This is a genomic window from Veillonella parvula, from assembly GCF_040094895.1.
In the GTDB taxonomy this organism is placed as follows: Bacteria; Bacillota; Negativicutes; order Veillonellales; family Veillonellaceae; genus Veillonella; species Veillonella parvula_L.
This window is the reverse complement of sequence record NZ_JBBNGV010000004.1, coordinates 25,402-46,775: the sequence shown is the minus strand read 5'-3', so window position 1 is coordinate 46,775 and position 21,374 is coordinate 25,402. Positions and strand designations below refer to the sequence as shown.

General features: G+C 40.3%; 16 protein-coding genes. 14 read left to right on the top strand and 2 right to left on the bottom strand.

The annotated features are described in order from the left end of the window. The first annotated feature begins 151 nt into the window (after window positions 1-151). From AAAT26_RS08025 to AAAT26_RS07965, 13 genes are all read left to right on the top strand, one after another. Entirely contained in the window at window positions 152-1,357 is a 1,206-nt protein-coding gene (locus AAAT26_RS08025) for a putative porin (protein WP_316073018.1), read from the top strand. 562 nt (window positions 1,358-1,919) lie between these two features. Continuing rightward, window positions 1,920-3,125, top strand: a complete 1,206-nt coding sequence (locus tag AAAT26_RS08020; protein WP_349209084.1) for a putative porin — start codon at window positions 1,920-1,922, stop codon at window positions 3,123-3,125. A gap of 276 nt (window positions 3,126-3,401) precedes the next feature. After that, entirely contained in the window at window positions 3,402-4,214 is an 813-nt protein-coding gene (locus AAAT26_RS08015; protein ID WP_349209083.1) for an HAD family hydrolase, read from the top strand. A 12-nt stretch (window positions 4,215-4,226) separates the two neighbouring features. Then, the gene (gene rapZ / locus AAAT26_RS08010; protein WP_021147899.1) at window positions 4,227-5,141 is read left to right on the top strand and encodes an RNase adapter RapZ; all 915 of its coding nucleotides are present in this window, start codon (window positions 4,227-4,229) and stop codon (window positions 5,139-5,141) included. 12 nt (window positions 5,142-5,153) lie between these two features. Beyond that, window positions 5,154-6,503, top strand: coding sequence for a gluconeogenesis factor YvcK family protein (locus tag AAAT26_RS08005; RefSeq protein ID WP_024061003.1), 1,350 nt, complete (start codon window positions 5,154-5,156; stop codon window positions 6,501-6,503). A 15-nt stretch (window positions 6,504-6,518) separates the two neighbouring features. After that, the gene (gene whiA, locus AAAT26_RS08000) at window positions 6,519-7,466 is read left to right on the top strand and encodes a DNA-binding protein WhiA (protein WP_060919900.1); all 948 of its coding nucleotides are present in this window, start codon (window positions 6,519-6,521) and stop codon (window positions 7,464-7,466) included. 12 nt (window positions 7,467-7,478) lie between these two features. Then, on the top strand, window positions 7,479-10,526 hold the full coding sequence (locus AAAT26_RS07995) for an ATPase (RefSeq protein ID WP_349209082.1): 3,048 nt from the start codon (window positions 7,479-7,481) through the stop codon (window positions 10,524-10,526). 351 nt (window positions 10,527-10,877) lie between these two features. After that, window positions 10,878-11,828, top strand: a complete 951-nt coding sequence (locus tag AAAT26_RS07990) for an aspartate carbamoyltransferase catalytic subunit (protein WP_349209081.1) — start codon at window positions 10,878-10,880, stop codon at window positions 11,826-11,828. Continuing rightward, the gene (locus AAAT26_RS07985) at window positions 11,812-13,098 is read left to right on the top strand and encodes a dihydroorotase (RefSeq protein WP_123138508.1); all 1,287 of its coding nucleotides are present in this window, start codon (window positions 11,812-11,814) and stop codon (window positions 13,096-13,098) included. The genes AAAT26_RS07990 and AAAT26_RS07985 overlap by 17 nt, the downstream gene beginning before the upstream one ends. Then, window positions 13,098-14,165 carry a glutamine-hydrolyzing carbamoyl-phosphate synthase small subunit gene (carA, locus tag AAAT26_RS07980; protein WP_008715755.1) on the top strand — a complete coding sequence of 356 codons (1,068 nt, stop codon included), beginning with the start codon at window positions 13,098-13,100 and terminating at the stop codon, window positions 14,163-14,165. Before AAAT26_RS07985 ends, carA begins: the two co-directional genes overlap by 1 nt. A 1-nt stretch (window position 14,166) precedes the next feature. Then, window positions 14,167-17,367, top strand: a complete 3,201-nt coding sequence (gene carB, locus AAAT26_RS07975) for a carbamoyl-phosphate synthase large subunit (protein ID WP_316581208.1) — start codon at window positions 14,167-14,169, stop codon at window positions 17,365-17,367. 5 nt (window positions 17,368-17,372) lie between these two features. Beyond that, window positions 17,373-18,140: a dihydroorotate dehydrogenase electron transfer subunit gene (locus AAAT26_RS07970; protein WP_004698480.1), complete on the top strand. Its 768-nt coding sequence runs from the start codon at window positions 17,373-17,375 to the stop codon at window positions 18,138-18,140. Then, window positions 18,140-19,090, top strand: a complete 951-nt coding sequence (locus AAAT26_RS07965) for a dihydroorotate dehydrogenase (RefSeq protein WP_349209080.1) — start codon at window positions 18,140-18,142, stop codon at window positions 19,088-19,090. The genes AAAT26_RS07970 and AAAT26_RS07965 overlap by 1 nt, the downstream gene beginning before the upstream one ends. A 188-nt stretch (window positions 19,091-19,278) precedes the next feature. On the opposite strand, the gene AAAT26_RS07960 is transcribed toward AAAT26_RS07965, so the two are convergent. Next, window positions 19,279-20,169 carry a LysR family transcriptional regulator gene (locus AAAT26_RS07960; protein WP_004695545.1) on the bottom strand — a complete coding sequence of 297 codons (891 nt, stop codon included), beginning with the start codon at window positions 20,167-20,169 and terminating at the stop codon, window positions 19,279-19,281. 195 nt (window positions 20,170-20,364) lie between these two features. On the opposite strand from AAAT26_RS07960, the gene AAAT26_RS07955 reads away from it, so the two are divergent. Further along, window positions 20,365-20,550, top strand: a complete 186-nt coding sequence (locus tag AAAT26_RS07955) for a hypothetical protein (RefSeq protein WP_004695548.1) — start codon at window positions 20,365-20,367, stop codon at window positions 20,548-20,550. A 23-nt stretch (window positions 20,551-20,573) separates the two neighbouring features. On the opposite strand, the gene AAAT26_RS07950 is transcribed toward AAAT26_RS07955, so the two are convergent. Then, on the bottom strand, window positions 20,574-21,227 hold the full coding sequence (locus AAAT26_RS07950; protein ID WP_004695549.1) for a YigZ family protein: 654 nt from the start codon (window positions 21,225-21,227) through the stop codon (window positions 20,574-20,576). Window positions 21,228-21,374 lie beyond the last annotated feature (147 nt).

Sequence of the window (21,374 nt, the reverse complement as noted above, 5' to 3'; positions counted from 1 at the left end):
GCAAACATATGAAACGAAGAACTTCGATGTAGAATATAGCGAGGAAACATGGACACTCCTAAAATTCTTAATCTGAAGAACGAGTAGAATGTGAATGTTATGACTTGTAACATTTTATTTTCTATTTTTTTCAGAAAGAAGGAATTCAACTATGAAAAAACAATTCGCAGCAATCTTTGCAGCAACAGCAGTTTTGGGTGTAACTACAGCTTTTGCAGCTAACCCATTCTCCGACGTAACTCCAGATTCTTGGGCATACCAAGCAGTTTCTCAATTGGCTAACGCTGGTGTTATCAATGGTTACCCAGATGGCACTTTCAAAGGTCAAAACAACATCACTCGTTACGAAATGGCTCAAATGGTAGCTAAAGCTATGGCTAACCAAGACCGCGCTAACGCTGAACAACAAGCTATGATTAACCGTTTGGCTGATGAATTCTCCAACGAATTGAACAACTTGGGCGTTCGTGTAGCTCGCTTGGAAGACCGCGTTGGTAATGTAAAAGTTACTGGTGATGCTCGTCTTCGTTACCGTGATGCTGAACACGCTAAATCTAAATTTGATGCTCGTGCACGTGTACAATTCAACGCAAAAGTTAACGATCGTACAGACGCTGTAGTTCGTTTGACATCTGGTAATTTCGAATTGGGTAATTCCAAAGATGGCGGTAATGCAAACGCTACAATCGATCGCGCATATGTTAACCATAAATTCGGCGAACGCGTATCCTTGAAAGCTGGTCGTTTTGGACAAGTATTTGGTGGCGGCTTGATGTTCGACGGCACATTCGACGGTGCTCAATTGAACGTTGGCAACGACAAAATCCAAGCTCAAGCAGCTTATGGTTACATGGTATCCGGTGAAGCGGCTGGCTTGACTAAAGAAGAAAACGTAACTGATACTTACCTTGGCTTAACTGGTAAAGTTGGTAAACACACTACAGTAGGCGGTTTCTATGATCGTGTAAACCAATCCGATGATGTTAAAAATATCTATGGCTTCAATGCTGATGCTAACTTTGACAAAGTTTGGGTTGGCGGTGAATGGTTGAAAGCTTCCAACCTTGAAAAATCTCAAGCTTGGACTGCAGGCGTAGGTTATGGTAACTACGATATCAAAAAAGCTGGTACATGGGATGTGAAAGGCCAATACTTTAACCAAAAAGAAAATGCACCTATCGTAGATACTACTTATAATCATCTTTACACTCAAGATGCTAAAGGTTGGATGGCAACTGTTAACTATGCATTGCAAAACAACGTTGGCTTGTCCGCTAACTATGGTTTCGACTGGAAAACTCAAAGCGGTTCCGATCTTAGCGATTTCTACCGTGCAGAACTTAACTACAAATTCTAATTTGATAGTTAATCATACAAAAGAGACTCCTTCGGGAGTCTCTTTTTTTTTGTAGTTTGAAAATTAATATACACGGTGAATAGCCTAGAATATTATCAATTTAACATAGAGAGCAAGTAGGGTATTCTTTTTTAGCATATAAATATAATGATAATATAGCCTTATATTCATTCTATATATTAATAAATAAATTATCATTTAATTAGTAGTGTTAATTAAAATTAGGATTTTAAATTTGCTAAAAAATTTTTTGTGTATAAAATTATAAAATGAAAAAATATTCATGAAGTTAGAAAATTACTGGGTTCATGAAACTTTTAAAATAGAAAATATTCATTGATAAGACTGAACATAGGTGTTAAGGCTTTACACAGAAAAAAGGTTGTGATACTATCACCGTACAGGTCATGATACATACATGAAACGAAGATCTTCGATGTAGAATATGGTGAGGAAACATGGACACTCCTATACATTCTTAATCTGAAGAACGAGTAGAATGTGAATGTTATGACTTGTAACATTTTATTTTCTATTTTTTTCAGAAAGAAGGAATTCAACTATGAAAAAACAATTCGCAGCAATCTTTGCAGCAACAGCAGTTTTGGGTGTAACTACAGCTTTTGCAGCTAACCCATTCTCCGACGTAACTCCAGATTCTTGGGCATACCAAGCAGTTTCTCAATTGGCGAACGCTGGTATCGTTAACGGTTATCCTGATGGTACTTTCAAAGGCCAAAATAACATCACTCGTTATGAAATGGCTCAAATGGTAGCTAAAGCTATGGCTAACCAAGATCGTGCTAACGCTGAACAACAAGCTATGATCAACCGTTTGGCTGATGAATTCTCCAACGAATTGAACAACTTGGGCGTTCGTGTAGCTCGTTTGGAAGACCGCGTTGGTAACGTAAAAGTTACTGGTGATGCTCGTCTTCGTTATAAAGATGCTGAACACGCTAAATCCAAATTCGACGCTCGTGCACGTGTACAATTCAACGCAAAAGTAAACGATCGCACTGATGCAGTTGTTCGTTTGACATCTGGTAACTTCGAATTGGGTGACTCCAGAACTGAAGGTAAAGCAAATGCTACAATCGATCGCGCATATGTTAACCATAAATTCGGTGAACGCGTATCCTTGAAAGCTGGCCGTTTTGGTCAAGTTGTTGGTGGTGGCTTAGCATTTGATGGTACTTTCGATGGTGCTCAATTCAATGCTGGTAATAACAAAGTTAATGCACAAGTAGCTTATGGTTACATGGTATCTGGCGATGCAGCTGGCTTGACTAAAGAGGAAAATGTTACTGATCTTATCGTAAATGTTAATGGTAAAGTTGGTAAACATGCTATGGTTGGTGGTTTCTATGACCGTATCAACCAAGATGACGATGTTAGAAACGTATATGGTTTCAATACTGACGTTAACTTCGATAAAATTTGGGTTGGTGGCGAATGGTTGAAAGCTTCTAGCCTTGAAGAATCTCAAGCTTGGACTGCAGGCGTAGGTTATGGTAACTACGACATCAAAAAACAAGGTACTTGGGGCGTAAAAGGTCAATACTTCAACGCAAAAGAAAATGCTCCTATCATTGATACTACTTACAACCACATCTACACTACAGATGCTAAAGGTTGGATGGCAACTGTTGACTATGCATTGCAAAACAACGTAGGCTTAACAGCTAACTACGGTTTTGATTGGAAAGATCAAAACGGTAATGATAAAGCTGACTTCTACCGTGCAGACCTTAACTACAAATTCTAATTTGATAGTTACTCATATGAAAGAGACTCCTTCGGGAGTCTTTTTTTTGTGTTTAATATAAAATTATATGAGGCTTTTTATTATAGTGTTTTATTAATGCTGTCTAATCAATTAATATAGAATGATTTGTCGATAATAGAGGATTTTGCATTTAATGAAAGTTTCATGAGTAAACTTTCTTATCATTATTAGGCTTATTACTGCTTATTTCTATCTATAGTGCCACTATTAATGGTATAATAAAGAGTATTTAAAATTTCTATAAAGGCGGCGAACATGAATCCTTCTTTTTCTCATATCAAAATGATTGCCATCGATTGTGATGAAACTTTGGTGCGTAGCGATAATTCTATATCTGACTATACAGTAGATGTATTACATCGGTTGCAGCAAAAGGGTGTTGCTATTACGATTGCTACGGGGCGTATGTACCAAACGGCTAAGCCCATTGGTCAGGCGTTAAAGCTTGGTAATGTGCCGCTGATTTTATTTTCTGGTGGTCTCATTCAAGAATTAGAAACAGGATATAAGCTATTTGAACAGACTGTTCCTATTGTAGCAGTACGTCGTATCTATGAATTAGCAAAACAATATGATTGGCATATACAATCGTATGTGGATGATCATTTATTATGCCATCATAAGACGTGGCAGTCCGCTCTCTATGAAAAACAGACTGGTGCTACGGCAGAATTTTTAGGTGATACGTTATATAGTTTAAACTCTGAACCGAATAAGTTAATTGCTATAGATACAGTAGAAGGAATTGACCGAATTATTGAAATTTTAACTCCTAGAGTTGGTGATTTGGTGACTCTAGTTCGTAGCCAGAAAGATTTTTTAGAAATCATTGCCCCTAATGTGTCAAAGGGGCGTGCTTTGACACAACTAGCTTTAGATAATCATATTAGTTTAGAACATATTATTTCTTTTGGTAATGCAGAAAATGATATTTCTATGCTACGTAAAACAGGTTACTCTGTAGCTGTTGATAATGCTACAGATCATGTTAAATCTGTGGCTCATACAATTTGTGGCCATCATAATGACGATGGAGTAGCCCATTGGATTGAAGATAATCTTTTATAATGGAGTAAAACTATGGAAGCATTTCGTTTGTTAATAGTTACAGGTATGTCAGGTGCCGGCAAAACTCAAGTATTGCAAGCTTTAGAAGATATGGGGTATTTATGTATTGATAATATTCCCCCTGTGCTGATTCCTAAATTAAGTGAAATTTGCCGACAAGGTGGAGAACGGACCAATCGCGTTGCTCTTGTTGTAGATATTCGGGGTGGCGAATTTTTTGAAGCTCTTTCTTCATCTTTAGATACATTAAAAGATATGAAGGTAGATTTTGAAATTGTATTTATGGATGCTACAGATGAGACTTTGATTCGTCGATATAAGGAAAGCCGACGAAGTCATCCATTGGCTCCTAATGGGCTGATTACAACAGGGCTAAAGAAGGAACGCCAAATTCTTAACTCTGTGCGCCATAAAGCAGATTTTATTATTGATACCACTAATATGAAAACAGCCAGCTTGAAAGAGTATTTAAAAACGCGCTTTGCTCAAGTTGATGAAGCTCATGGTATGGCTATTACTGTAGTGAGCTTTGGTTTTAAATATGGTATTCCTCTCGATGCAGATATGGTATGGGATGTTCGTTTTCTACCAAATCCATTTTATATTCCCGAGTTTCGTCATAAAACAGGTCGTGTAAAAGCAGTAAATGAATATATTCATTCCTTTGAAGTAACAGAGGAATTTAAAAGACGTTACTTTGATACTATGGATTTTCTTGTGCCAAATTATGAACAAGAAGGAAAATCTCAATTTATTGTGGCAGTAGGCTGTACAGGTGGTATGCATAGATCTGTAGCTATGGCAGAGGCTCTATATTCCCATTTATTAGAAAAAGGATATCGTGTCACTGTTGAACATAGAGATATGATGAAAAATAATGTAGAAGAAGATTATAATCCTCATGAAATTATAACACTTGATAACTAGATAGGGGGGATTATGTTGCGAAAAGGATGGTTCCGGTGGCTAATTCCGGGTCTAAATATAAAACGTTGGCTTGCCTTATTTAGTTGTGGTGTAGGTCTTTTAATTATTGGCATTTCCTTGATGTTTAACTATCAATGGCTTGCGGTTCTTGAAGATATTGTACTTGCCTTTTCTTATAATATGACGGGCTTTTACAATTATAATGTACTCATTGCTGTAGGGGCTGTAGTATTATCGATTGGCGCTGTATTAATGCTCATCGGTACAAGCAAAGTTATAAAAACGATTATTCGTGCGGTACTACCTAATCCTGACAGTAAGGTATCAGATATTATCTTTCAAAATATCCGACTCGATAAGGGCCCTAAAATTGTAGTAATCGGTGGGGGTACGGGCTTATCAAATTTATTGCGTGGTTTGAAATCACATACATCAAACCTATCTGCGATTGTAACAGTTGCTGATGATGGAGGTTCTTCTGGCCGCTTGCGAGAAGACTTTCAAATGATAGCACCTGGTGATTTGAGAAACTGTTTAGTATCACTAGCTGAACAAGAAGGGGTAATGGAGAACTTATTCCGTTACCGCTTCGAAGGGGAAAATGAGCTTTCTGGACACAGCTTTGGTAATCTCTTTATCACTGCGCTTGCTCAAGTTTACGATGGAGATATTGAAGAAGCTCTTGAAGCGGCTAGTAAATTGTTGCGTGTCCGTGGTCGTGTAATTCCTTCCTCTACAGAGTTCATTAAATTGCGTGCAGAGATGACAGATGGCACTATTGTAGAAGGTGAAAGTAATATACCACACTCGGGTAAACGAATTCGTCATATCTATAGTGATCCAGCATTGCCTAAGCCAGAGGGGGCTGCATTACGTGCCATTGATGAAGCAGATGTGATTATTTTAGGTCCTGGTAGTTTATATACAAGCATTATCCCAAATTTACTAACTGATAAGTTGGCCTCTCATGTACGTGCTAGTAAGGCTAATAAAATCTATATTGCTAATGTTATGACACAACCAGGTGAAACCACAGGCTACACATTAAATGACCATGTAGAGGCTTTAATTGCTCATGGCGGAGAAGGAATTATAGATACTGTTCTTGCCAATGATGGTCCGTTGCCAATTCAAATGGTTGAACAATATAGTGCTGTAGGATCTGAACCATTGGTATTAGATACTAAAAAGTTACAAGCCAAAGGAATCCGCACTATACGAGCTACCTTAATTAGCCCTCAAAAACCAGCTGTTCACGATCCTGAACGGCTAGGTAAAGTTATTATGGATATTATTCATGCTATGCAATCTAACACTGAACCGCATATCTTAGAGTATTATCTTCAACGAGATGATCATTAATGAGAAGGGATGCCCATGTCATTTGCAGAAGATGTGAAAAATGAATTATGCCAATATGAAGCCTCTAGTGATGCGGATGTGGCCATGAAAATTGAAGCGTCTTGCTTATTGCGTATGGGCGGATCTATCATTTTGGGGATGAAAGGTGCCGTCGGTATTCGTTTAGCTACGGCTAATAATGCAGTAGCTCGTCGTTTGCTTGGTATTTTGAAAAAGCAATACGAATTACCTACAAATGTTTTAGTACGACAAGGTTTAAACTTGCGTAAAAAAAATATGTATACGCTATCTGTAGAACCCTCTGTAGAGGGTAGACAGGCTCTAGAGGATCTTGCTTTATGGCCTGTGAGCGAACAAATTCCTCGTAGTTGGCTCAAATCAATGGAAGCGCGACGCGCCTTTTTAAGGGGAGCTTTTTTAGGGGGAGGCTCTGTTAATAAACCACAAAGTGATTATCATCTTGAGTTTATGACGGGAAACGAGACCTTTGCGAGGGAAATTATCCATGTATTACGGCTCTTTCACATTCATGCGGGCTTAACGGAGCGGAAGGAAGAGTATGTAGTATATCTTAAAGAAGGGGACGCAGTAACAAACTGTTTGCAAATCATGGGAGCTCAATCGGCTCTTATGGAATTTGAAAACGTGCGGATTATGAAAACTGTACGAAATCAAATTAATCGACAAGTCAACTGTGAGACTGCAAATTTACAGAAGGTTGTGGATGCAGCAGTTCGTCAGGTAAAAGCAATCCGGATTATTGATAGAGAAATCGGCATTGAAGAATTACCAGAAAAGTTGCGCGTCGTTGCAAGACTTCGGTGGGAGAATCCTGAAGCGAGTTTAAAAGAACTTGAAGAGTTGATGGAGGGGAAACTATCTAAATCTGGAATTGGCCATCGACTAAAGAAGATTGAAGCATTAGCACTTACGTATGACCCGTTGGGGCTCGAAGAAGTATAGAGGTAATAATATATGTTTTCCTATAAATCAAGATATTGTGTAGCTGCGGCTATGGCCGCCATGGCTGCCCTTACAGGCCATGTAGAAGCTCGTGATATAGATTTACAATCAATTGGATATTTTCAGTTTTCTCCGTTGCCACCATCGTTGGTGTCTCAAACGGATACATTGCTCCTATCGGATAGTCCTGAATATGTAGGACCTGTAGGAGGTACGTTAAGTGCAGGTACAATTAATGGCAATGGTCGTATCTATTTCTATCATGTCAATGAAATGGATTTACCTCACAAGATTGCTATCGTCTTAGAAAACCAAACGGCTTATCCAACTTCAGTACATGTCATGAGACAATTAAAATCTGTAGCTACACCTGACTATTTTGCAGCAGGTCGTAATTTGTCGCGAAAGGATTTGGAGCAACCTCTTAATGAAAGCCCAGATGCAAGACCGTTATACTCTCTTAGCATCCCACCACAAGGGCGTCAATTAATCTTTAGTGACTTAGAAAATACACCGGTAAATCGAGATGCATTATTTACGGGTATTGTAGATATTAAAACAGAAGGGCCTATATTTGCGCGTGTCATGATGTTGCCTATGGGGATGGACCCTGTAGATGCGTCACATTGGGTGAAAAACCTTCCTATTGATGAAATACAATTACGCGGTACTTATACTGGTGCTAAACGTAATATGGAGGTTACTACACCATTCGACACCGCTTTAGGTGGTGCCTTTGTAGAAATTGGTAATGATCGAGAGGATACGTTTATCAATGGTGTAGACGAAATGCAAAATAAAGCATTTGTTCGTGACCGTGGTAACTATGGCGTATCGTATACGTTAAAAATTCCAACAAAGGGGAATGAACCGTTTAGACTGTATTTTAACCCTCTTGGGGGACCTTATTCTGGTTCCTTTATGGTAAAAGCATTGCATCAACAAGGTGCTAGACGGGGACAGACCGATACACGAACTTATCACATTGGTGGTGAAGATGGTATTTCCGCATTAGGGGAAGGTACTATATTAGATAGTCGTCTATTAGGGAATTATAATGCGGGCGATTTATTAACATTAAACTTTATGCCAGCCGGTGCATCGAATTTGCCAATTCGTTTCTTGTTGATTCCTGAATCTCTTGCAAATCCACAAAAACATCAAACTATTGCTGTTAATGTGCCGAAAGATGTTAAAGATATTTTAGGGCATCCAACTCAAGGGGGCACACAAATACCTGTAGGCCCTGTAGGTGGTAAAGATGGAGATAAAGAAGCAGTAGATACTAAAAAATCTACTATTGAAAGTCCAGCTAAGCGGGCAGAAACAATTGCTCATGAAGAAACTAAAAAGTTGAGCGATAAAGCTGTAGCAGATGTAAAAAAAGAAGCACAACTTAAAAAGGCAAAAGATGAGAGAGAAGCATTAGCTCGTAAAAAAGCTGAAGAGGCTCGACTAGCTGCAGAAAAAGCCGAAATGTTGCGAAAGGCTGCAGAAGCCAAGCATGCTGAAATTGAGCGTAAGATGGCTGAAAAAGCCGAAGCAGAGCGTAAAGCAGAGGAAGCTCGCAAGGCGGAAGCGGCTCGTAAAGCTGAAATGGCACGTATCGAGGCAGCGAGAAAAGCGGAAGCAGATCGGCTAGAGGCGGCTCGTAAAGCAGAAGAAGCTCGACTAGCAGCGGAAGCAAAACGTCTTGAAGAAGAACGTAGAATTGAAGCTGCTCGTATTGAGGCCGCACGCAAAGCGGAGGAAGAAAGAAAAGCGGCCGAAGCTAAGGCACGCTTTGAAGCGCAAAGAGCAGCAGAAAAAGCTGCTTTAGAGGCCAAAAAGGCCGAAGAGGAACGCTTGGCTGCTGAGGCTAGAGCTCGTTTAGAAGCACAACGTAAAGCCGAGCAGGAAGCATTGGAAGCAAAACGTGCCGAAGAAGCTCGTAAAGCAGCAGAAGCGAAAGCTGCTTTAGAAGCACAACGTGCTGCTGAGCAAGCCGCTCTTGAAGCGAAGCGTCAAGAAGATGCTCGTAGAGCGGCAGAGGCTAAGGCTGCTTTGGAAGCACAACAAATGGAAGCAGCAAGAAAAGCAGAAGAGGCTCGTCGTGCGGAGGAAGCGCGTAGAGCAGAAGAAGCTCGAATTGAAGCGGAACGTAAAGCTGAGGCCGCTCGCGTAGCAGCAGAAGCAAAACGAGCAGAGGAAGCACGCAAAGCTGAAGCTGCGAGAATTGAAGCGGCGCGTAAAGCTGAACAAGCTCGTTTAGAAGCAGAAGCACGTAGAGCAGAAGAAGCTCGTAAAGCAGAAGCAGCTAGACTTGAGGCACAACGTAGAGCTGAACAGGAACGACTCGAAGCAGCGCGCCGTGCTGAAGAAGCTCGTATTGCTGCAGAGGCTAAACGTGCCGAAGAAGTGCGTAGAGCCGAAGAAGCTCGTCGCATAGAAGAAGCAAGACGTGCCGAAGAGGCTCGTAAAGCAGAGGCGGCTCGCATAGCGGCGGAAGCTCGTAAGGCAGAGCAAGAGCGACTTGCTGCAGAACGAGCTGAAGCAGAACGTCAAGCAGCCGAGGCACGACGCCTTGCTGAGGAACGATATAAAGCGCAACTAGAGGCAGAACGTAAAGCTGAAGCTGCCCGTCAACAAGCGTTGGCTCAAGCTGAAATAGAGCGTAAAGCAAAAGAGCGTGCTGAAGCGATTCAACGTGTTCGAGATCAACAAGAAAGCGCTCGTCGTCGTGCAGAACTTGCCCGTCAACAACTTGAAGCCGAACGTAAGGCTGCTCAAGCTTCTAAGAGGACTCCTTCCTTCAGTGAACTTGATGATGTTCATGGGGATACATCAAATGTAACTATTCCAAATGCTGTATCCATTGATGAGTTAACAAAACCTAGACCGACGGCATCCCAAAATACACGTCGTCGTGAGCAACGTCAGCCTCAATTGTTGCCAAATCAGCAAAATGTGCAGATAAATCCTGTAGCGAATGAGTCGCAACAAGATCAAATGCCGTATACTACACAAAATGAACAGCAAAATGATGAAGAAAATCCACCAAGACTATATCCACTAGGTTAAGGTTCTTAATTTCTAAAAAAGAAATGTTAGATTAAAGTTTAAGATATGGTAGTGGCTTAATAGCTGTTTAAATATAGAGAGGATAAGCAATTTTATATGCTTGTCCTCTTTTTAAAATCCATATGAATTTTGTGTTTTACATTGACTTTCAAAGGTGGATTCAGTACAATAAATAAAGAAATGCATACATGGTACGAGAGACCATTGCATAATACAATACCTTTTAATTTAGTCCAGAGAGGCTGAGAAAGGAATATAGTTGAAGTGCCCATAGGGGCTTCTTTGTGCAAACTATTTGACCTTTTGCCCTGGGCAAAAGGTCTTTTTTGTTACGTGAGTTAGGAGGAAATCATGGGACAAGTTAGCCTAAAAGGCAAAGATTTATTGGGTTTGCAAAATGTGTCACCTGAAGAAATCAAATTGATTTTAGATGTGGCAAAGAAAATGAAGAAGATTGTTCTTTCTGATGACAAGAAGGTTCCACTTTTAAAGGGGAAATCCATTATCAACCTTTTTATGGAACCAAGTACTCGTACTCGTAGTTCCTTTGAGTTAGCCGGAAAATATTTAGGGGCTGACGTAATCAATCTTTCTCCTAGTGGATCTTCCATGGGTAAAGGTGAAAGCTTCCGCGATACATTATTAACTATGTCCTACATGGGTACAGATGCTATCGTAATGCGCCACAGCGCAGAAGGTGCACCTTTATACGCTACGAAAGCCGTAGATCCGATTATCATTAACGCAGGTGATGGCGCTCATGAGCATCCAACACAAGCATTACTAGACATGTATTCTATCTTAGAGAAAAAGGAATTTATTGAAGGATTAAAGGTGGTTATCCTTGGCGATATAATGCATAGTCGCGTAGCACGCTCCAACATTTATGGACTTACAAAAATGGGGGCTGATGTACATCTGGCTGGTCCTCGTACAATGGTATATCCAGAACTTGAAAAATTAGGTGTTACCGTACACCACGATATTCGTGAAGCCGTTGTTGATGCAGATGTTGTAAACGTACTTCGCATTCAATTAGAACGCATTCACTCTGCACTATATCCTACAAACAGAGAATATGCACGTATCTTTGGTATTAATAACGATGTATTGAAATTAGCTAAAGACGATGTAATGGTCATGCATCCAGGTCCAATGAACCGTGGTCTAGAAATCGCACCAGATGTGGCGTATTCTGATCAATCAGTAATTCAAGAACAAGTGCGTAATGGCGTAGCTATACGTATGGCTGTATTGTACTTAACTATTATCGGAGGTGACGGTAGTGAGCTTGCTTATTAAAAATGGTACGGTAGTAAATCCGGCGAAAAAACAAAACGAAGTAGCAGACATTCTCGTAAAAGATGGTAAAATTGCAGCCATCGGTCAAAACTTAAATGCTGAAGGTGCTGAGATATATGATGCAACAGGTCTTATTGTAGCACCAGGCCTTATCGATATTCACACACATTTGCGTGAGCCAGGTCAAGAAGCGAAAGAAGATTTCCACTCCGGTACACAAGCCGCTGCTGCAGGTGGTTTCACACGTGTTGTAACTATGGCTAATACAAATCCTGTGGTAGATAATGCTGCGCTCGTAAGAGGGTTGCAAAAGCAAGCCGAACTTACTGGTGTTGTTAAGGTAGAATTTATTGGTGCTGTATCAAAAGGTCTTGAAGGTAAGGAACTTGCTGAAATGGGGGATATGGCAGAAGCTGGTGTAGTAGCTTTCTCCGATGATGGCCACTATGTAGAAAATGCTGCATTTATGCGTCGTGCTTTAGAATACTCGTCCATGTTTAATAAGATGGTTATCGACCATGCAGAAGATATTACATTGACTAAAAATGGTCATATGCATGAAGGTATTGTTTCTTATGAATTAGGTGTTATTGGTCGTCCTGCAGTAGCTGAAGATTTGGCTGTTGCTCGTGATATCTTGTTATCTGAAATGACAGGTGGTCATATCCATATTGCTCACGTAAGTAGTAAAAATACTGTAGATATGGTGCGCCGTGCGAAGGCTAAAGGTCTTAATGTAACCTGTGAAGTTACAAGCCAACATTTGTCTTTCACAGATGAATACTTACGCGAATATAATCCAGCATTTAAAATGGCTCCTCCAATTCGCTCAGAAGATCATCGCCAAGCATTATTAGAAGGCTTGAAAGATGGCACAATCGATGCGATTATTACAGACCATGCACCACATGCATACGAAGAAAAAGACCATGAATTCTGCTGTGCACCAAATGGTTTCAGCGGCCTCGAAACATCTTTGGCAGCGGTTATTACAAATGCATATGGTCCTGATAAACTTAGCATTGATCAAGTTGTGTACTATATGAGTACTCGACCAGCTGAGTTGATGCACCTTGATGCAGGTGTTCTTGAAGTTGGTAAGCCAGCGGATATTACTGTATTCTCTACAACTGAAAAGTGGACAGTAGATAGAAATAAATTTTATACAAAAGGTAAAGTTAGCCCATTTGATGGTATGACTGTTACAGGTAAAGCTAAACTCACAGTAGTTGATGGCAAAATTGTTATGAAGGAGGGCGTAGTCTTATAATGAAAGGCAAGTTAGTTCTTGAAGATGGTTCCGTGTTTGAAGGTTCCTTATTAGGTGGCGCCCCAACGGTAGGGGAAGTTGTATTTAACACAGGTATGACCGGGTATCAAGAAATCTTGACTGACCCATCCTATGCGGATCAAATTATTACATTAACCTATCCTTTAATTGGTAATTATGGTACTTTAAATTCTATCACTCAAGGTCCTAAACCATATTGTAAAGGTTTTATTGTAGGTGAACTGTGTGACTTCCCATCTAACTGGCAAAATGAGGGGTTATTTAGTGAGTATCTTCGTTTGCACGGCATCCCTTGCCTTTATGATGTAGATACACGTGCGATTACACGTGTTCTTCGTAACCATGGTGTAATGAAGGGCGTACTCGTACGCTCTGATTACCCTATGGAAGATATTCAAAAATTGTTTAAACAAGACTTGCCAACAGATCAAGTTATGCGTGTAACTACAAAATGGCAAGGTATGCGTGGCGATAAAAATGCTGAATTCCACGTAGCGGTAATGGATTATGGTGTAAAGGAAAATATCCTTCGCTCTCTAGAAGCTGCAGGCTGTCGTCTTACTGTATTTCCTGCAGATGCTAAGGCTGAAGATGTGTTGGCAGCAAATCCAGATGGTATTTTTTTATCTAATGGCCCTGGAGACCCTCAAGATCTTGGCTATGCAGTAGAAGAAGTAAAGAAAATGTTTGGTAAGAAACCAATCTTTGGCATCTGTATGGGGCATCAAGTATTGGCACAAGCTTATGGTGGCACCACATTCAAATTGAAATTTGGTCACCGTGGTTCTAACCATCCTGTACAAGATTTACGTACTGGTCGGGTATATATTACATCTCAAAACCATGGTTATGCGGTAGATGATACTTCTTTGCCAGATTTCGTAGAAATTACACATCGTAGCGTAAATGATGGTACCGTAGAAGGTATGCGTCATAAAGAATTGCCAATCTTCTCCGTACAATACCATCCAGAAGCATCCCCAGGACCTACTGATAACCTATATTTATTTGACGAATTTGAAGACTTAATGAGAAAGGGAAAATAATATGACCTCAGAAGCAAAAAAAGTACTTGTAATTGGTTCTGGTCCAATTATTATCGGTCAAGCTGCAGAGTTTGATTATGCTGGTACACAAGCATGCCGTTCCCTTCGAGAAGAGGGTTATAAAGTAGTATTAGTTAACTCCAACCCTGCTACTATTATGACTGATACAGATATTGCAGACCGCGTATATGTAGAACCAATTAGTCTTGAATTCGTAACAGAAGTTATAAAAAAAGAACGCCCTTGGGGTTTGTTGGCTACATTAGGTGGTCAAGTAGGTCTTAATATGGCGGTACAATTGTCTGAAGCTGGCGTATTAGAAGAATATGGTGTAAAACTTCTTGGTACAACTCTTGAAGCCATTAAACAAGCCGAAGACCGTGAACTCTTCAAAGAAGCGATGAAGGAAATCAACCAACCGGTCCCTGAATCCGATATCTTTAACGATCTTGAAGAAGCAGTAGCCTTTGCTAATCGTATTGGGTATCCTATTATCATCCGTCCTGCATACACATTAGGCGGTACTGGTGGAGGTATTGCCCATAATGAAGATGAAATGTATGAAATCACACGTCGTGGTTTGAAACTTTCACCAATTCACCAAATTCTAGCAGAACGTTCCGTTGCAGGCTGGAAAGAGATTGAATACGAAGTAATGCGCGATAGTGCAGATAACTGCATCATCGTATGTAATATGGAAAATATTGACCCTGTTGGTGTGCATACTGGGGATTCTATCGTTGTGGCACCAAGCCAAACCTTGAACGATATTCAATACCAAATGCTGCGTACCGCATCTGTAGAGATTATCCGTTATTTAAAAATCGAAGGCGGTTGTAACGTACAATACGCTTTGAATCCAAATAGCAACGAATATATTGTTATCGAAGTAAACCCTCGCGTATCTCGTTCCTCTGCATTGGCATCTAAAGCAACTGGGTACCCAATTGCGAAGGTAGCAGCAAAAATTGCAGTAGGCATGACATTGGATCAAATTACAAATGCTGTAACAGGCGAAACAAAAGCATGCTTCGAGCCTACACTCGACTATGTAGTAACGAAGTTCCCACGTTGGCCATTTGAAAAATTCAATTTGGCGGACCGCACATTGGGCACTCAAATGAAGGCTACTGGCGAAGTTATGGCTATCGACCGCTCTTTAGAAGGGTCTTTGTTAAAAGCAATTCGTTCCTTGGAGATCGGTTTAGACCATATTGAGCTTAAGAAAATCGCCCATGAATCCATGGAACAGCTTATCGAACGTTTACACTTAGTAGATGATGAACGTATCTATGTTGTGGCAGAAGCTCTTCGCAAGGGGATTAGTGTAGAAAAAATCCACTATATTACAAAAATTGATACATTCTTTATTGAAAAAATCAAAAACATTGTTAATGTAGAAAAAGCATTGGCTGAACAGGGCTTAACAGAAGATGTATTGCGCAAAGCAAAACGCTATTCCTTCACCGATTCTGTTATTGCTCGCTATGCTAATACAACTGTAGAAGAAGTTCGCGCAAAACGTAAAGAATGGAACATTCTACCAACATATAAATACGTAGATACATGTGCGGCAGAATTTGAATCTAAAACGCCGTACTATTATAGTGCTTATGCGCAAGAAGATGAAGTTAAACCACTAGGTGAAAAATCCGTAGTAGTACTTGGTTCTGGGCCAATTCGTATCGGTCAAGGCGTAGAGTTTGACTATTGTTCCGTACACTCCTCTTGGGCACTCCGTAAAGCGGGTTACCAATCTATTATGATTAATAACAATCCAGAAACAGTGTCTACAGACTTTGATATTTCTGATTCTTTATACTTTGAGCCATTGACTGTGGACGATGTTATGGAAATCATCGATAAAGAACAGCCAGCTGGCGTTATTGCTCAATTTGGTGGCCAAACAGCGATTAACTTGGCAGGTCCATTAGCTAAGCGCGGTGTAAAAATTCTTGGTACATCCGTAGATAGCATCGACATGGCAGAAGACCGTGAACGCTTTGATGAATTGTTGGCGAAACTTGGTATTCCTCGCCCAGTAGGCGCTTTGGTAACCTCTGATGAAGAAGCACAAGAAGCAGCTAAAAAGTTAAAATACCCATTAATCGTTCGTCCTTCTTATGTATTGGGCGGCCGTGCGATGGAAATCGTATACAATGATAAAGAGCTCGATGTATACATGAAGGAAGCCGTAGTAGCATCTAAGGCGCATCCTGTTCTTATTGACCGTTACATGGTTGGTATGGAGGTAGAGGTTGATGCTATTTCCGACGGTACCGATGTATGTATCCCTGGTATTATGGAACAAATCGAACGTGCCGGTGTTCACTCTGGTGATTCCATGGCCGTTTACCCAGCTCAACATTTGAGCCAAGAATTGATTGATCAAATTGTTGACTATACACGTCGTATTGCAGTAGGTCTTAATGTTAAAGGTGTGCTTAATATTCAATACATCGTGGCTGATGGTGAACTTAATGTAATCGAAGTTAACCCTCGTTCTAGCCGTACCGTGCCATTCATTTCTAAGGTAACAGGTATCAATATGGTAGAATGTGCAACACGCATTGCGCTTGGTGAAAGCTTAAAAGACTTAGGCTTGCCACTTGGTCTTGTACCTAATAAACCTTATGTAGCTGTAAAAGCACCTGTATTCTCCTTCTCCAAAATGGGGCTTGTGGAAATCGCTCTTGGACCTGAAATGAAATCTACTGGCGAAGTTATGGGGATTGGTCGTACATATTCTGAAGCTTTATTCAAAGCCATCAATGGTGCGAATATGCGTATTCCAGAGGATGGTACAATTCTCATGACAGTAGCAGACCGTGATAAAGCAGAAGCTTGTGAACTTGCAAAAGGGTTCATCGATCTTGGTTATCATATTGAAGCAACTGGTGGTACAGGTAAATACTTTATCGAACACGGTGTTGATTGTAAGGTGGTTAATAAAATCTCTGAAGGGGATGACAACTGTGCTGACCACATTCGTCAAGACAAGGTCGATCTTGTACTTAATACATTGACTGCAGGTAAACGTCCTGAACGCGAAGGCTTCCAATTACGTCGTCTCGCTGTAGAAATGGGTACACCTTGCTTAACAAGTCTTGATACAGCACGGGAAGTATTGCGTGTTGTGGCGAATCGTAAAGATGATGCTAACTACTCTGTAGAAGCGTTACAAGATTTTGAATTGGAGTAATAACCATGAGTGGCTATGTAGAACAGGGCGAAGTCGTTCGCAATGAGCAAATAGGCTCTGATGTGTGGATTATGGATATTCACGCACCAAAACAAGCAGTAGAAGCAAAGGTAGGACAGTTTTGTAATGTTCGCGTAGCGGACTCTACGGCGCCATTATTGCGCCGCCCTATTAGCTATGCTGGATTTGATGCCCGAAAGGGTACGATTACCCTTTTGTATCGCGTCGTAGGTAAGGGGACTGAGATTATGACACATCTCGTACCTGGCGATACATTAGATTGTTTAGGCCCTTTGGGCGAACCGTTTGTAACATCTAATAATATGCTTCTCATTGGCGGTGGCGTTGGTATTGCACCGATGCTATGTATCGCATCTCATTTGAAAGAAGGTGAAGAAGCACAAGTTATTTTGGGCTTTAGAAATGAAAGCGAAACCTTCTGGGCAGATTTATTTAAAGATACACCTGTTCAAGTCCACATCACTACTGATGATGGTAGTGTGGGCACAAAAGGTTTCCCTACGGCTATTATGCCTGACCTAATTAATGCTAATTCCTTTACTTCTGTCATGACTTGTGGTCCTACGCCGATGATGAAAGGCGTAGCTCAAGTGGCTAAAGAACTGAATGTGCCTTGCCAAGTTTCTCTTGAGGAGCGTATGGGCTGTGGTACTGGAGGTTGTTTAGGCTGTGCTTGTGATGGTGCAGAAGGTAAACGCTATAAAGTTTGTAAGGATGGTCCTGTATTCCCCGCTGAGGAGGTGTTCTTTTAATGCATGAACGCGATTTAAATAACACCGTTACGCCAAATCCAAAGCTTGCCATTGATTATTGCGGGATTAAGATGAAAAATCCTATTATCGCCGCATCTGGCACCTTTGGCAATGGCCCTGAGTATGCTGGGTATTTAGATCTTAGCAATGAGATAGGAGCTATCTCCGTAAAAGGTTTAACACCTAAGGGGCGTCACGGAAACCCTGGAACTCGTATTGCAGAAACACCATCTGGCGTATTGAACTGCATTGGCCTTGAAAATCCTGGAGCTGAACATTTTGTTAGAGAAATTCTACCAGAGCTTAAGAAATATGATGTACCATTGCTAGCGAATATGTCTGCGGGCACAATTGATGAGTTTGCTTGGATGGCAGAGACATTATCTGTATATGGCATTGCAGGGTTAGAAGTCAACGTATCTTGCCCAAATGTAGAATGTGAAGGCATGGCTTTTGGTGTAGATCCAAAGGTTGTTGAATCGGTAACTAAAGCGGTTCGTAAGGTAACGGATAAACCTGTTATCGTTAAGCTTTCACCAAATGTAACAGACATTGTAGAAATCGCAAAGGCTGTTGAAGCAGGCGGTGGTAATGGAGTAAGTCTAATTAATACCTTGTTGGGCATGGCTATAGATATTCACCGTCGCAAGCCTGTATTGGGGAACACTTATGGTGGATTATCCGGCCCAGCCGTAAAACCCGTGGCTCTTCGCATGGTGCACCAAGTTTATAAAGGGGTAACTATTCCTATTATTGGTCTTGGTGGTATCATGACTGGCACAGATGCTATCGAATTTATGATGGCAGGGGCGCAAGCCGTTCAAGTTGGTACAGCTACGATGGTAGATCCAACAGCAATTTCACGTATTGCCCGTGAAATGAGCGAATATGTAGAACAATATAATCTTAACAGCATCACTGATATTGTAGGTGCTGTTCATCAAGTATAACAGAATCATATATACGGCGAGCTTAAACAACCATAAGAATTGTCGTTATATAGGATATGATACAAAAAGACCTAGTACATTTAGTACTAGGTCTTTTCTTATGTATTGAATTGGGGTCTATAATTACATAGATGCCAATTATATAGACTGTTAATGTCATAGTATGGTAATAATATGTATAATTATGATTATACATATGCTTTGTAGAAGTCAATAAATTGCTGTGCTACTGGAGAAAGTGCATGGCCTTTAAGTGTGATAAAGGCTTTTTTGAAATCCCCCGAAAATTCTGGCAATTTGATGCGGGCCATTTTGCGATGATTGATGAGTTCCTTAGCGTCCATTGGGACTAAAGAAACTGTACGACCAGAAGAGGCCCATTCAATAGCTGAGCTTTTTGTGGTGGTGATAGCTACCGCATTAAGTTGCTCCATATCTGTTAAGCTAGATTGCATAATCATTCGAACAGAGCCACCAGAAAGGGATAGAGGACATTTTTTTATGTCTTCCCACGTGATGGTATCATGCTCACGATCTGTCCAGAATACATCACGACGGAAAATAGCGTATAAATGCTCTTCTTGGGTAAGCAGGATATCGAATTTATCGATATCTACCATTTGAATATTGGCGATACCTAATTCGGCGCTACCGTTGATGAGTTGGGTCACTACATTTGTCATAAGTCCTTCATAAATTTCAAAATGGACAGATGGATATTTCATGGAAAAAGCTGGTAAATATTGCTGTACGATTGGCGTTGAACGAGATGCAGACGTCGCAATACGTAAAGTACCTTCAATGCGTGAATTCAATTGTTGTACAGCATTATATGTAGATTCTTCAATAGAGCAGAGTTGTTGCGCTTTTTCGTAGAAGATTTTACCAGCATCTGTTAATTGCAAGTTTGATCCTCGTTGGCCGCGTTTAATGTTGATTAATTGAGCCCCAAATTCAGCCTCTAAATATTTCAACTGCTTACTTAACGCTGGTTGTGTAATATGAAGAATCTCTGCGGCCTGTGTCATATTGCCCGTTTGAACAAGGGTAATAAAATTGTGGTAGTAAGATGTATCCATAGAATCTCCCTATTATACACATAATATGATAAATAAAAATTATAACGAACTAAGTAACGGTCATTTCACATTTAATAAAATGCTATATATACTAAATTCAACAAAGTAATAGAAAGTAAATTGAGTTTTAAATTATCTTTCTATACTTATCACAAATTTTGATATACAACAAGAGTTAAGAAAGTAGGTACTACTATGGGCGTGGTAAAAAGAACCTTAGGTCAAGCAATTCGTAATTGGGAAGCACGTAGATTAATGACGGCTCGTAATAAAATTAGCCGGAAAAAACAATTAGAACGAGTATGGCCTTATCCTATGACTAAGGAAAAACGTCGTGAACTCGGTCAAGGCATAGCCGGTTTAGTTAATAACGGCAATTAAAAGTTTGGAATCTACTAACTAGATTAGTTATCTAGTGGTAGTACCACCTCAATAGAATCTAATACAGTACAAGTAGCAGCTCCATGACTTATGTCTTGGAGCGCTTTTTGTATGCGCTCTACATCAGTAGGTGGTATTAGAATTGTAATGTCTACATATTCACCAAAGCTTGCTTCATAATGTAAATTTTCGTCCTGTAAATATCTTTCTACTGCTCCATACAGCGAATAGTCAATCTTTGCTTGTAGTCGGGTTCGTGTTGTATGTAGTTCTTTAGGCGCAAGACGTAAGGTTTCCGCAACAGAGTGTGAATAGGCCCGAATCAAGCCACCAGCGCCCAATTTAATACCTCCAAAATAACGCGTTACGACGACGGCTACATTGGTAATGCCAGTCTTTTTGAGTACTTCTAGCATTGGTTTACCTGCTGTACCTGATGGTTCTCCATTATCGGAAGATCGTTGTTGTTCTTGCTGTGGTCCTAATGTATAGGCTGTGCAGTTATGACGTGCATCCCAGAATTCTTTATTGATGCGGCTTATAAAGGTTTGGGCTTCCTCTTCAGTCTTGCAAGGATATACAGTTGTTATAAACCGTGATTTTTCAACAACATATTCATGGCGAAATTCTTTCGCTACCGAAGTAAATTCTACCGTAGGGCTTATTGATTCAGACATATATTCACCTCCTTTGGAATCAAAGTTTATGTTTATTCATCATCACTTTATTATAATCTATTTATGAATGCTATGTATAGGTAAAAGAGGTTAATTCCCTTATAAAAAAGAAATAACCCTCTATATTTGGTAGGATATTGACGTAAT

What these genes read in the sequence shown, in the direction of transcription:
- AAAT26_RS08025 (WP_316073018.1), top strand. Translation starts at nt 152, where the DNA reads ATGAAAAAACAATTCGCAGCAATCTTTGCAGCAACAGCAGTTTTGGGT.
- AAAT26_RS08020 (WP_349209084.1), top strand. Translation starts at nt 1,920, where the DNA reads ATGAAAAAACAATTCGCAGCAATCTTTGCAGCAACAGCAGTTTTGGGT.
- AAAT26_RS08015 (WP_349209083.1), top strand. Translation starts at nt 3,402, where the DNA reads ATGAATCCTTCTTTTTCTCATATCAAAATGATTGCCATCGATTGTGAT.
- rapZ (WP_021147899.1), top strand. Translation starts at nt 4,227, where the DNA reads ATGGAAGCATTTCGTTTGTTAATAGTTACAGGTATGTCAGGTGCCGGC.
- AAAT26_RS08005 (WP_024061003.1), top strand. Translation starts at nt 5,154, where the DNA reads ATGTTGCGAAAAGGATGGTTCCGGTGGCTAATTCCGGGTCTAAATATA.
- whiA (WP_060919900.1), top strand. Translation starts at nt 6,519, where the DNA reads ATGTCATTTGCAGAAGATGTGAAAAATGAATTATGCCAATATGAAGCC.
- AAAT26_RS07995 (WP_349209082.1), top strand. Translation starts at nt 7,479, where the DNA reads ATGTTTTCCTATAAATCAAGATATTGTGTAGCTGCGGCTATGGCCGCC.
- AAAT26_RS07990 (WP_349209081.1), top strand. Translation starts at nt 10,878, where the DNA reads ATGGGACAAGTTAGCCTAAAAGGCAAAGATTTATTGGGTTTGCAAAAT.
- carA (WP_008715755.1), top strand. Translation starts at nt 13,098, where the DNA reads ATGAAAGGCAAGTTAGTTCTTGAAGATGGTTCCGTGTTTGAAGGTTCC.
- carB (WP_316581208.1), top strand. Translation starts at nt 14,167, where the DNA reads ATGACCTCAGAAGCAAAAAAAGTACTTGTAATTGGTTCTGGTCCAATT.
- AAAT26_RS07970 (WP_004698480.1), top strand. Translation starts at nt 17,373, where the DNA reads ATGAGTGGCTATGTAGAACAGGGCGAAGTCGTTCGCAATGAGCAAATA.
- AAAT26_RS07965 (WP_349209080.1), top strand. Translation starts at nt 18,140, where the DNA reads ATGCATGAACGCGATTTAAATAACACCGTTACGCCAAATCCAAAGCTT.
- AAAT26_RS07960 (WP_004695545.1), bottom strand. Translation starts at nt 20,169, where the DNA reads ATGGATACATCTTACTACCACAATTTTATTACCCTTGTTCAAACGGGC.
- AAAT26_RS07955 (WP_004695548.1), top strand. Translation starts at nt 20,365, where the DNA reads ATGGGCGTGGTAAAAAGAACCTTAGGTCAAGCAATTCGTAATTGGGAA.
- AAAT26_RS07950 (WP_004695549.1), bottom strand. Translation starts at nt 21,227, where the DNA reads ATGTCTGAATCAATAAGCCCTACGGTAGAATTTACTTCGGTAGCGAAA.